The 12,713-nt window shown below is 45.2% G+C and carries 11 protein-coding genes; 4 read left to right on the top strand and 7 right to left on the bottom strand.

Annotated features, from left to right (window positions below):
* Positions 1-133: 133 nt before the first annotated feature.
* The gene (locus AALA56_RS03440; protein WP_369908761.1) at positions 134-2,077 is read right to left on the bottom strand and encodes a sucrose-specific PTS transporter subunit IIBC; all 1,944 of its coding nucleotides are present in this window, start codon (positions 2,075-2,077) and stop codon (positions 134-136) included.
* Positions 2,078-2,269: 192 nt separating this feature from the next.
* On the opposite strand from AALA56_RS03440, the gene AALA56_RS03435 reads away from it, so the two are divergent.
* Positions 2,270-3,709 carry a sucrose-6-phosphate hydrolase gene (locus AALA56_RS03435; RefSeq protein WP_369908760.1) on the top strand — a complete coding sequence of 480 codons (1,440 nt, stop codon included), beginning with the start codon at positions 2,270-2,272 and terminating at the stop codon, positions 3,707-3,709.
* Between the two features lie 12 nt (positions 3,710-3,721).
* Complete coding sequence (locus tag AALA56_RS03430) at positions 3,722-4,687, top strand: LacI family DNA-binding transcriptional regulator (protein ID WP_115270998.1); 966 nt, start codon at positions 3,722-3,724, stop codon at positions 4,685-4,687.
* Between the two features lie 63 nt (positions 4,688-4,750).
* Here the strand turns inward: AALA56_RS03430 and nusB are convergent, their stop codons facing one another.
* The 6 genes from nusB to uvrA all read right to left on the bottom strand — a co-directional run bounded on the left by nusB (position 4,751) and on the right by uvrA (position 10,864).
* Positions 4,751-5,188 (bottom strand): transcription antitermination factor NusB, encoded by a 438-nt coding sequence (gene nusB, locus AALA56_RS03425; RefSeq protein ID WP_276770432.1) that lies wholly within the window; start codon positions 5,186-5,188, stop codon positions 4,751-4,753.
* Positions 5,181-5,570 carry an Asp23/Gls24 family envelope stress response protein gene (locus AALA56_RS03420; protein WP_369908759.1) on the bottom strand — a complete coding sequence of 130 codons (390 nt, stop codon included), beginning with the start codon at positions 5,568-5,570 and terminating at the stop codon, positions 5,181-5,183. The genes nusB and AALA56_RS03420 overlap by 8 nt, the downstream gene beginning before the upstream one ends.
* 31 nt (positions 5,571-5,601) lie before the next feature.
* A complete protein-coding gene (gene efp / locus AALA56_RS03415) occupies positions 5,602-6,162 on the bottom strand; it encodes an elongation factor P (RefSeq protein ID WP_164683738.1) in 561 nt (186 codons plus the stop codon).
* Between the two features lie 150 nt (positions 6,163-6,312).
* Positions 6,313-6,768, bottom strand: a complete 456-nt coding sequence (locus AALA56_RS03410; protein WP_115271010.1) for a deoxycytidylate deaminase — start codon at positions 6,766-6,768, stop codon at positions 6,313-6,315.
* 9 nt (positions 6,769-6,777) lie between these two features.
* On the bottom strand, positions 6,778-7,845 hold the full coding sequence (locus AALA56_RS03405) for a M24 family metallopeptidase (protein ID WP_369908758.1): 1,068 nt from the start codon (positions 7,843-7,845) through the stop codon (positions 6,778-6,780).
* 190 nt (positions 7,846-8,035) lie between these two features.
* Positions 8,036-10,864, bottom strand: coding sequence for an excinuclease ABC subunit UvrA (gene uvrA, locus AALA56_RS03400; RefSeq protein ID WP_369908757.1), 2,829 nt, complete (start codon positions 10,862-10,864; stop codon positions 8,036-8,038).
* A gap of 183 nt (positions 10,865-11,047) precedes the next feature.
* Between uvrA and AALA56_RS03395 the strand changes: the two genes are divergently transcribed.
* Together AALA56_RS03395 and AALA56_RS03390 are read left to right on the top strand one after the other, a co-directional pair.
* Positions 11,048-11,992: a magnesium transporter CorA family protein gene (locus AALA56_RS03395; protein WP_115271018.1), complete on the top strand. Its 945-nt coding sequence runs from the start codon at positions 11,048-11,050 to the stop codon at positions 11,990-11,992.
* Between the two features lie 24 nt (positions 11,993-12,016).
* Entirely contained in the window at positions 12,017-12,688 is a 672-nt protein-coding gene (locus AALA56_RS03390) for a DUF1129 domain-containing protein (RefSeq protein WP_369908756.1), read from the top strand.
* The last annotated feature ends 25 nt before the right edge of the window (positions 12,689-12,713 follow it).

Below are 12,713 nucleotides of genomic sequence, written 5' to 3'. Positions count from 1 at the left end.
TCTTCTAACTTTTTTATTGTCCTTACGCTTATTATAATGAAAATGCAAGCATAAAGCAAGAACTCTCTAGTCCCAAAAAGAGTTTGGGATAAACTATCTCAAACTCTTATCTTTTATCTCATCACAGACGAGATTACTTTACTGAAAGAAGGTCGTCTCCTACAGCGACTTTTCCGTCAGCCACTGGAGTTACTTCTGCATAGTCAGCTGTGTTTGTCACGATAACCATAGTGGTGTCATCAAGTCCAGCCGCCTTAATCTTAGCAGAGTCAAAGGTTCCAAGAACATCACCTTTTTTGACTTTTTGCTCTGCTTTTACTTTTTGATTGAAACCTTCACCGTCCATTGACACCGTATCGATACCAACGTGGATAAGGATTTCAGCACCGTCGTCTGATTTCAAGCCATAAGCATGCCCTGTTTCAAAGGCGATTTGAATAGTACCATCAACAGGAGCGTAAACAGTGTTTCCGCTTGGTTTAATAGCGATTCCTTTACCCATAGCCTCTGATGAAAAGACTGGGTCATTAACAGAAGTAAGAGCAACTGTTTCACCATCAAGTGGGCTGACAATTGTTTCTGCTTTAGCAGGTGTTTTTTCAGCAGAAGCGGCTACAGATTGTTCAGATGTTGTATCTGCTACTGTTGCCTCTGCCGCAGCTGCGTCCGCTGCTTCTGCTGCAAATACGTTAGCAGCTTTTGTTTTACCGTAAGAGTATGTGAACGCAAAGGCAAGAACAAATGTAATCAACTCAGCAACAACATACATTGGAATAGAGCTTGCATTGATAGAAAGGAAACCAAGGAAACCAGCTGAACCGAGGGAAACGGCTGCAACTTTTGTCAAACCTGCAAAGGCTGCACCAACAGCTGAAGCTGCAAGGGCACAGAAGAATGGGAAGCGGTATTTCAAGTTAACCCCAAAGAGGGCAGGTTCTGTAATACCTAGAAGGGCTGATACACCTGAAGATGATGTCAAACCTTTCATCTTCTTGTTCTTTGTCAAGAAGTAAATCGCAAAAGTAGCTGCACCTTGTGCAACGTTTGCCATTGAAGCAACAACAAAGATAAAGTCTCCGTTACCTGTTCCTTCTCTCCAAGCTGATAGCAATTGTGTTTCAATAGCTGGGAACGATTGGTGAAGACCAGTCATGACAATTAGTGAGTAAGTTCCACCAAAAATAGCCATACCGATAAATCCAGTTGTGTTGTACAACCATACAATCGCATCTGTAATACCATTTGAAATAAGCAACATCACAGGTCCGACCACAGTAAAGGTCAAGAAGCCAGTAATCATTACTGATAGCAATGGTGTAAATGTAAAGTCAACAGCTGATGGCAATTTCTTGTGGAAGAATTTCTCAAGATGAGCCAAGATATAAACAGCTGCTAAAACTGGGATAACTTGATAAGCGTAATTTGTTTGACTAACGTGTAATCCAAAGATGTTCCAATATTCGGCAGAAGCACCAAGGTCACGTGTCGTCATAATCATACCAATAGCTGCTCCAAGGAACTGGTTAGCTCCAAAGCGCTTAGCCGCTGAAATACCTACCAACACTGGAAGATAGATAAACGGTGCTGCTGACATGACTTGAATCATATTTGAGATACCCTCAATAGCTGGGTATTGCTCAACAAGAGATTTAGCACCAAACAAACCTGCAGAAGTCAGGAAGTTATTAAGTGCCATCAAAAGACCACCTGCAACAAGGGCAGGGATAATAGGAACAAAGATATCAGACAAAAGTTTGATGAAAGCCATCAACGGATTTGTCTTTTGACCTTCAGCAGCGATTTTTTTCAAATCATCTGTTGAAACTTCTTTAAGACCTGTTTCTTTGATCAACTCAGCATAAACAAAGTTAACATCACCTGGTCCAATGATAACTTGGTACTGGCCATCTGTCTTAAATGTTCCTTTGACATCATCATTTGCATCAAGAGCAGCTTGGTCGACCTTGCTGTCGTCTTTTAGGACAAGACGTAAACGAGTCGCACAGTGTGCTGCTGCAACGAGATTATCCTTACCAACGGCAGCGATAACCTCTTTGGCTACTTTAGGGTAATCCATTTGGTATCTCCTTAAAAATTTTTCCTTTCGCCGTGAAAGCGTTTCACGACTTTACTCTTTTATTTTATCATCTTTTAAGGATATGTCAAGCGTTTTGCAGAAATTTATTTTTTTAGCAGTAAAATGTTGATTTTTTAGGCGAAAACGTTTACTATAGGCATATAAGATTTTGATTTTTTTGGAGAATGACTTATGAATTTACCAACAGAGGTTCGCTATCGTCCTTATGCGGACTGGACAGACGCAGAAATGGCAGCTATAAAGGAAAATATGGCAAAATCACCTTGGCATACCACTTATCATATTGAGCCAAAGACTGGGCTTTTAAACGACCCAAATGGTTTTTCTTACTTTAATGGCAAGTACCATCTTTTCTATCAAAACTGGCCTTATGGCCCTGCTCACGGTCTCAAACAGTGGGTACACACTGAGAGTGACGATTTGGTACACTTTAGAGAAACTGGTGTCACGCTCAAGCCCGACACAGCTCACGATAGTCACGGCGCTTACTCTGGTAGCGCTTATCCTATCGGAGACGAGCTTTTCCTCTTTTATACTGGAAATGTCCGTGACGAAAACTGGGTGCGTGACCCACTTCAAATCGGCGCTTTCATGGATAAAGAGGGCAATATCACCAAATTCCAAGATGTCCTCATCCAGCAGCCTGCTGACGTCACTGAGCACTTCCGTGACCCACAGGTCTTTAACTACAAGGGGCAGCTCTACGCTATCGTTGGCGCTCAAAGCCTTGATAAAAAAGGCTTTATCAAGCTTTACAAGGCAAATAACAACGATGTACATGACTGGGCTTTTGTTGGCAATCTAGACTTTGCTGGTACTGGCAGCGAGTACATGGTTGAGTGTCCAAACCTTGTCTTTGTTGATGATAAGCCTGTGCTTATCTACAGCCCACAAGGACTAGATAAAGCTGAGCTGGCTTATGACAATATCTATCCAAACACTTATAAAATCGCAGATAGCTTTGACCCTGAACAGGCTAAACTCATCAATCCTTCTGCTATCTACAACCTAGACTACGGTTTTGAAGCCTATGCGACACAAGGCTTTAACACACCAGACGGGCGTGCCTTTATCGTTAGCTGGATTGGGCTTCCTGATGTGGATTATCCAAGCGACAAATACGACTATCAAGGGGCTATGAGTCTAGTCAAAGAGCTCACGATCAAAGATGGCAAACTCTACCAATACCCAGTCGCTGCCATGGCGGAGCTTAGACAAAGCAAAGAAGCCTTTGCGGATAAAAAAGCAACCAACAACACCTACGAGCTTGAGCTTGAGGTGGCAGAAAACACGCAAGCTGAAATCGTCCTCTTTGCTGATGACAACAAAAAAGGACTTCGCCTTCATATCGATACAGCAGCTGGCAGCTTTGGGCTTGACCGCTCAGAAGCTGGTGAGCAATACGCTACAGACTTTGGTGTGACACGCACCTGCCCTATCCCTCAAAAGGCATGCACACTTAACATCTTTGTCGATAAATCCATTGTTGAAATCTTTATCAACAAAGGTGAGGAAGTGCTAACCAGCCGTGTCTATCCTTTTGATGGGCAAACAGGTATCGCTCTTACAAAAGGCAATGTTTCTGGAAAATACTTTGAGCTTCACAACTAGAATGGGGCAAACATGGTTGCAAAATTAACTGACGTCGCAAAACTGGCTGGGGTTAGCCCTACGACAGTTTCACGTGTCATCAACAACAAGGGCTATCTCTCTGAAAAGACCATTCAAAAAGTCAGAGCAGCCATGCGAGAGTTAGGCTATAAGCCTAACAATCTCGCTCGTAGCTTGCAAGGAAAGTCCGCCCAGCTGGTGGGGCTTATCTTTCCCAACATCAGCAATATCTTTTATGCAGAGCTGATTGAGCACTTAGAAATCGAGCTCTTTAAGCGAGGCTATAAAACCATTATCTGTAACAGTGAAAGCGACCCTAAAAAAGAGCGTGAGTATTTGGAGATGTTAGAAGCCAATCAAGTAGACGGTATCATCTCAAGTAGCCACAACCTAGGCATTGACGACTACGAAAAGGTCGAAGCGCCTATCGTTGCCTTTGACCGCAACCTTGCGCCAAATGTCCCTATTGTCGCTTCTGACAACTTTGAAGGAGGCATTCTCGCTGCTAAAACCTTACAAAAAAATGGTTGCCAGAAGATTATCATGATTTCTGGAAATGACAACTCCGACTCACCAACAGGGCTGCGTCAGCTAGGCTTTTCCTATCACCTCAAAAAGCAAGCTGAGGTCATTCGTATCCCACGAGATTTATCCACTATCAGACGAGAAATGCAGCTCAAGTCAGCCCTTACAAAATACCAGCCTGACGGTGTCTTTGCCTCAGATGATTTGACCGCTATGGTACTCATCAAGGTCGCAGAACAGCTAGGCTTGAGCATTCCGCAGGACCTGAAAATCATTGGTTACGATGGCACACAGTTCATCCAAGACTACTACCCTAGACTCACAACGATTAAACAACCTATCAAGGAAATCGCAGAACTCTGTGTCGAGGTCTTGCTGAAAAAAATGGCAAAAGAAAAAACAGCCAAAGACTACGTACTGCCTATCACGCTACATGCTGGCTCTAGCAGCTAAAAAACTCGCTACTTGTAAGTAGCGAGTTTTTGTGTGCACAAAAAGACAAGGTTATCCTTGTCTTTATGCTTCATCTGTTACAAATTGGCTGAGAACGCCGTTGATAAACTTGGCGGATGTTTCATCAGCGTATTTTTTAGCAATCTCAATCACTTCATTGACAGCGACACGGTCTGGTGTTTCCTCAAAATAGCTAATTTCAAACAAACCAAGGCGTAAAAGTGTTTTGTCCACAAGGCTCAGGCGCTCAAGCGACCAGCCGGTCTTTAGCTTTTCAGAGATAGCTTGGTCAATCGCTGCACGCTCATCCAAAGTTCCCTTGATGAGATTCATCAAGAAAGCTGGCAAGTTGACCTCAGTCTCCTCGCTAATCGCCTTGTCATAAGTGTAAGCAAAATGAGCTGCTTCTAACATATCACCCTCAAACTCTAAGCTAAAGAGAGCTTGAAAGGCACGCTCACGTAAATCACGTCTTGAATCGATAAATCCATTTTTAGTCATCCAAGAAATCCTCATCAAATAGTGATTTCATGTCAGGTTTTGGTGTCTTTTCTGGGACGATACCTTCAACATGGATATTAACCTCAGCAATCACAACTTCTGCCATATCGTAAACAGCAGATTTGACGGCTTGTTGGATAGCTATTGAGACGGCAGGAACATTGACTCCGTACTGCAGATAGACATAAATATCTGCAACGACATTGCCTGCTTCGTCCGTTGTGAGGTAAACACCTCGGCTGAGGGTTGATTTGCTAAGGCTATCTGCAACGCCTTTGTTACGAAGTGAGTGAACACCGTCAACCTTAGTGGCTGAAATACCTGTTATAACTTCTAAGACACGTGGTGAGATAACAATATCACCGATAGTTTCAGTTGTCATAGCCTATCCTTTCTAAAATGATACTTAGGGTTTAGGCACGTGAAACGTATGTGCCTTCTTGTGTGTTAATAACGAGTTTTTGACCCGCTTCGATAAAGTCTGGGACGTTGACCACAAGACCTGTTTCAAGAGTCGCAGGTTTCCCTGAACCTGTTACTGTAGCGCCTTTGATAGATGGTTGTGTTTCTGTTACAGTCAACTCAACAGTTGTTGGAACAGTCACACCGATAACTTCTGTACCGTAGAATTGGATTTTCACTTCAGCGTTTTCAAGGATGTAGAGCAATTCTTGCTCAACGTTGGCTACTGGAATTTCGTATTGTTCGTAGTTTTCGGTATCCATGAAATAAGCTGTGCCGTCCATTTGGTAAAGGTATTGTGCTGGACGTGTTTCGATGATAGCTTGTTCAAATTTTTCTTCTGGACGGTAAGTTGTATCAAAAGTTGAACCTGTACGCACGTCACGCAATTTCATACGCATAACAGTGTTTCCTTTACCTGGTTTGTGGTGGCTGGCTTCAAGGACTTTAATCAATTTGCCATCAGCTGTTTCAAAAGTCATACCAGCTCTAAGTTTACTTGCTTCAATCATTATTATTACCTCTTTGTTAAATCTTAATCACTTCATTCTATCATAAATAGCCTGTATTCTCAAATATTTTTTGCGCGCTAGAGGCTTATTGCTACTAAAAAATCAAGCCATTTTGGCTTGATTCGTCTCATTGATGATAAGTTCCTACTCCTAACTGTCGTCACCCAAGTGCACATGAGGAACGTCGTGCTGTGTGTAGACGACGCCTTTTTTCTCAAGCAGTTCGATAGCAAAAGGATGAGGACGATAAGCCGTCTTATAGGTTATCTTTGTGATACCAGCCTGCAAGAGCGCCTTGGTGCAGTTGATACAAGGAAAGTGCGTCACGTAGATTTCAGTGTTGTTTGTGGAAATGCCTTCTTTTGCGCACTGGATGAGGGCATTCATCTCAGCGTGAACGGTACGAATGCAGTGCCCATCCTCCATCTCATGCCCCACCTCGCTACAGTTTTCAAGGCTTGACACCCCACCGTTGTAGCCCGTTGCGATGATACGATTGTCCTTGACGAGAACCGCACCGACAAAGGCTCGGTCGCAGGTTGAGCGCTTTGAGATCAGCTCTGCATTTGCCATAAAATAATCTTGCCATGATAGACGATCTGTCATAGTAACCTCCTAGATGATGAGCAGCTCTTTTGGTGCAAGCGTCAACAGCTCACAGCCACCCTCAGTGACCAAAAGGTCATCCTCAATTCGCACACCGTACTTGCCATCAAGATAAATCCCAGGCTCATCTGTAAGCGTCATGCCTGCTTGGAGCTTGTCATCAGACTTGCCAAAGTAAGGAATCTCATGGATGTCTAAGCCAATACCGTGTCCGATACCATGCGTAAAGTAAGCGCCATAGCCCGTCTCATCAAGCACCTGACGAGCGACCCTGTCATAGTCACGGTAGATCATACCTGCCTTAGCCGCGTCCAGCAGCGCTTGATTGCTAGCAAGGACGGTCTCGTAGATGTGCTTTTCCTCGTCACTAGCTGCTCCAACATGAACGGTGCGTGTCATGTCACTAACATAGTGCTGATAATAGCAGCCAAAGTCCATGGTCAACATCTCGTTATCTCTAATAACCTTGTGACTAGCGACACCGTGTGGCATACTAGAGCGCTCACCAGAAGCTACGATAAACTCGAAAGAAGGTCCAGACGCCCCCAGCTCACGCATGCGAAAGTCTAGAAAGTTAGCGACCTCTAGCTCGGTAGTGACATTTGGCTTGATAAAGTCTAAAACATCTAAAAAGGCTTGGTCTGAAATCTGACAGGCTTTCTTGATAATAGCTACCTCATGCGCGTCCTTGACCATGCGCAGGCTCTCGATGGCATTGCTGGTCGCCTGCAGTGTGTAGCCCTCAAAGATCTGTGACAAGGTTTGATAGAGACTGTAGCTGACTTCACTGTCAAAGCCAAGCGTCTCAAGCTTGTCGTCTTTGATACGCTTAGCTATTTCAGACAAAGCATCTCGTGACTCGATAATGTCAAAGCCAGTGATACTCTCCTTGGCAATCAAGCTATATCTAGCATCCGTCACAAATAGACGGTGCTTGGAACTGACAAAAACTGTACCTGCCGTCCCATGAAATCCTGTCAAATAATAGACATTGGTGAGATTGGTCACCAAAAGCCCATCACAGCTAACTTCACCAAGAGCCTCCACCAACTTATCCACACGTTTCTCAAATACCATCGCAATTACCTCCTTAGATGTGCTTGTATAGCCCTATTTTAGCAGAAAAAGTCCTAAATAAAAACTAAAATCTTATAGGAAGAAACACTAAATAAAAAATCATCCTATACTTTTTGCATCAGACTTAAACAGCGTTGGTAAATGGCGTTTTCAAGCATAAAACACAAAAAATCCGAAAACTTCGGATTTTTTACACGTTCAGTTTGTCTTTTAGATACTGTCCTGTGTAGCTGTTTGGATTTTTGGCGACTTCTTCTGGTGTGCCTGTGGCTACAATGGTTCCACCACCGACACCGCCTTCAGGTCCTAGGTCAATCAGATAGTCCGCACTCTTAATCACATCCAAATTGTGCTCGATGACAAGCACGGTATTGCCATCATCGACAAAGCGCTCAAGAACCTTGAGGAGACGAGCGATGTCGTCTGTATGAAGCCCCGTTGTCGGCTCATCAAGGATGTAGAGGCTCTTGCCTGTTGAGCGCTTGTGAAGCTCACTGGCTAACTTCATACGCTGCGCTTCCCCACCAGAGAGCGTGGTGGCTGGCTGACCCAAGGTCACATAGCCAAGTCCAACGTCCTTGATGGTCTGCAGTTTCCTGGCTATCTTTGGAATAGCGCCAAAGAACTCGACTGCGTCATTGACCGTCATATCAAGCACTTGAGCGATATTTTTTTCCTTATAGTGCACTTCTAGAGTCTCGCTGTTGTAGCGTGTGCCGTGACAGACCTCACAAGGCACATAGACGTCTGGCAAAAAGTGCATCTCAATTTTGATAATCCCGTCTCCCGAGCAGGCTTCACAGCGTCCGCCCTTGACGTTAAAGGAGAAACGCCCCTTTTTGTAGCCACGGATTTTGGCTTCATTGGTCTGAGCAAAAAGGTCACGGATGTCGTCAAACACACCAGTGTAAGTGGCTGGATTGGAGCGTGGTGTGCGCCCGATAGGGCTTTGGTCGATGTCAATCAAACGCTCGATGTTTTCAATTCCTGAGATAGACTTGTGCTTGCCGGGCTTGTCAGAGTTGCGGTTGAGCTTTTGCGCCACCGCTTTTTTGAGAATGCTGTTAATCAAGGTTGACTTGCCTGATCCAGATACGCCAGTCACTGCGATGAACTTGCCAAGCGGGAACTTGACGTCAAGGTTCTTGAGGTTGTTTTCCTTAGCGCCCTTGATTTCGATGAAGTTTCCGTTGCCACTGCGGCGTTCTAGCGGCACTGGGATAGACTTTTTACCAGACAGGTATTGTCCCGTGATAGACTTCTTGCTGCGAGCCACTTGCTTTGGTGTTCCTGAGGCGACAATTTCCCCACCAAATGCTCCTGCACCAGGTCCCACATCAATCAGCCAGTCTGCCTGCATCATGGTATCCTCATCATGCTCAACGACAATCAAGGTATTACCGAGGTCACGCATTTTCTTGAGACTGGCGATGAGACGGTCGTTATCTCTCTGATGAAGCCCGATAGACGGCTCGTCAAGAACATAGAGCACACCAGATAGGTTTGAGCCAATCTGTGTCGCAAGGCGTATGCGCTGGCTCTCACCACCAGAAAGGGTGCCAGCGCTACGAGATAGGGTCAAGTAGTTAAGCCCCACATTGTTCAAGAAAGTCAGGCGGTCTTTGATTTCTTTGACAATGGGACTGGCAATTGTTTTTTCATTGTCACTAAGGGTGAGGTGACTCAGCAGCTCGAGGTGGTCAGCGATAGAAAGCTCTGAGAGCTGTCCGATATTGAGCCCATCACTGCCTCCGACACGCACGCTAAGGGCTTGTTCATTGAGGCGGTAGCCGTGGCAGGTCGTACAGGTCAGCTCATTCATGTAGCCACGCATGACATTGCGGGTAAAGTCGCTGCTGGTCTCGTGATAGCGACGGTTGACATTGGTGACAACACCCTCAAATGGAATGTCGATATTGCGCTCTCCGCCAAAGTCATTGACATAGTGAAAATGAAACTCACGCTCACCTGAGCCGTAAAGCACCAGGTCTTTTTCCGCATCGCTAAGGTCCTTGTAAGGCGTATCCATATCCACCCCAAAAGCTTCCATAGCTTGCTCCAGCATGGTTGGATAGTAGTTAGAGGAGATAGGATTCCACGGCGCAAGCGCCCCCTCACGAAGCGTCTTCGTGTCGTCTGGGACAATCATGTCAAGGTCAACCTCTAGGCGACTCCCCAGCCCATCACAGGTCGGACAAGAGCCAAAGGGCGCATTGAAAGAAAAGAGACGAGGCTCAAGCTCTGGCACGGTAAAACCACACACTGGGCAAGAATAGTGCTCAGAAAAGAGCAGTTCATTGCCATCCATAGTGTCAATGATGACATAACCGTCTGCTAGACGCAAAGCTGACTCAACCGAGTCAAAGAGGCGACTGCGAATGCCGTCTTTATTGACCAAACGGTCAACGACAATCTCAATGGTGTGCATCTTGCTCTTTGAAAGCTCTGGCACTTCTGAGATGTCATAGACCTCACCGTCCACACGCACCCGCACATAGCCGTCACGCTGAATCTTCTCAAAAGTGGTCTTGTGCTGCCCTTTTTTTCGACGCACCACTGGCGCTAGGATTTGCATCCGTGTGCGCTCTGGCAAGGCTAGGACACGATCAACGATTTGCTCCACAGACGAGGCTGTGATAGCGCCGTGACCATTTGGACAGTAAGGCACACCGACCCTAGCGTAGAGCAGACGCAGGTAGTCGTTAATTTCGGTAGCGGTTCCCACAGTTGAGCGGGGGTTTTTGCTGGTGGTCTTTTGGTCAATGGAAATAGCTGGGCTTAGCCCATCGATACTATCCACATCTGGCTTTTCCATGTTGCCCAAGAATTGTCTGGCATAAGCCGACAAGCTCTCGACATAGCGCCTTTGCCCTTCGGCGTAAATCGTGTCAAAAGCAAGACTTGATTTTCCAGAACCCGACAAGCCTGTCACCACAACCAGCTTGTCTCGTGGAATTTCCACATCAATATTTTTTAAATTGTGTGCACGTGCACCATGAATGACTAATTTATCTTGCATATTCCTTCCTTTTCAACTTTTTCTGATACTTGTCTACCTATTATAACAAAAAAGCGATAAAAAGGTGCTGTCAAAAACTGACAGCACGCTTTTCTCCCCAAAATCCCCTTAAAAGCATTTCCCAAACGCTCAACTTTTTAGTATAATAGTCTTTGTATGCAAAAAAGGTTAAAGGGGGACGCTATGAAGCAGCTGTTTTTATCAACCGCACTGGATTTCAATGAAATTGATACCTTCGAGCCAGGTGCTTGGATCAATCTGGTGAACCCCTCGCAGGAGGAGTCAGCTCAAGTGGCTGACCGCTTTGGGATTGATATCGCTGACCTTAGAGCCCCTCTTGACGTCGAAGAAACCTCTCGTATTGCTGTTGAGGACGACTACACGCTGATTATCGTGGACGTGCCGACCTATGAGGAGCGCAACAATAAGAGCTACTATGTCACCATTCCTCTAGGTATCATTGTCACGGACAATGCTGTCATTACGACCTGCATTGAAAAGCTGACCTTATTTGACAACTTTTTCAACCATCGTGTGCGTAATTTCTACACGTTTATGAAAACACGCTTTGTTTTTCAAATTCTCTACCGCAATGCAGAGCTCTATCTAACCGCTCTGCGTTCCATTGACCGCCAAAGCGATAAGTTGGAAGCGGAGATGGAAAATGCCACACGTAACGAGCAGCTGATTGACATGATGGAGCTGGAAAAATCCATCGTCTACCTAAAGGCGTCACTCAAGATGAACGAGCGAATCGTCAAAAAACTCTCAGGCAACGCCAGCAGTCTCAAAAAATACATCGAAGACGAGGACTTGCTTGAGGACACCTTGATTGAGACCCAGCAGGCGATTGAGATGGCGACCATTTATGAAAATGTCTTGAATGCCATGACAGAAACCTCTGCTGCTATCATCTCAAACAACCAAAACACCATCATGAAAACCCTAGCTCTGATGACAATGGCGCTGGATATCCCGACCGTTATCTTCTCAGCTTACGGCATGAACTTTCAAAACAACTGGCTGCCACTCAATGACAAGCCCTATGCCTTCTGGTACGTGGTCTTGATTGCGGCTGGGCTTAGCTTGATGGTTGTTGCCTACTTCATCCGCAAAAAATGGTTCTAAACACTATACATATAAGGAGTTCCTATGAATACTGAAAGCTTATCTCAACTCACCAAAAAAAATCAAGAGTTTATCCACATCGCAAGTAAACAACTCACCCAAGACGGCAAATCTCAAGAAGAGATTGACGCTATCTTTGATGAAATTCTACCAAGTATCCTTGACAATCAAGAAAAAGGCATTCCTGCTAGAAGCTTTCTAGGTGCACCGACAGTTTGGGCAGGCAGCTTTACACCAAAAGAAGAGGACAAAAAACAGCAGAAGTCACAAAAAAACACCAATCCTTGGCTCATGTGGCTGGATACTTCTCTTCTTTTCATCGGTATCATCGCCCTTATCAACGGCTTAATGCTTCTTTTCAACTCAAAAGCCACCAACTCAGGTATCTTTTCAATCCTGTCTATCGGCTTTGGGGGTGGGGGTGCGATGTACGCTACTTACTACTTCGTTTATCGCCATCTTGGCAAACCAAAAGGCGAGCGTCCTGGCTGGCTCAAGTCCATCGCCATGATTGCACTTGCTATGTTTGCTTGGATCGTCCTTATCACAGTCATCAATCTCATCATCCCAGCTGGGCTCAATAGCAACCTGCCATCTTGGGCACTCTTTGTCATCTCACTAGCAGCCTTTGGTCTACGCTACTACATGCAAAAGAAATACAATGTCCAAAACAGCTTGGCACCTGTACAAAATTAAATGATTCCCTAAAAGCTAGACTGTG

The sequence above is a fragment of the Streptococcus hyointestinalis genome, from assembly GCF_041225505.1.
Taxonomy (GTDB): domain Bacteria; phylum Bacillota; class Bacilli; order Lactobacillales; family Streptococcaceae; genus Streptococcus; species Streptococcus hyointestinalis_B.
Note: the sequence above shows the minus strand (reverse complement) of the source record. Positions and strands in the feature narration are given on the sequence as shown.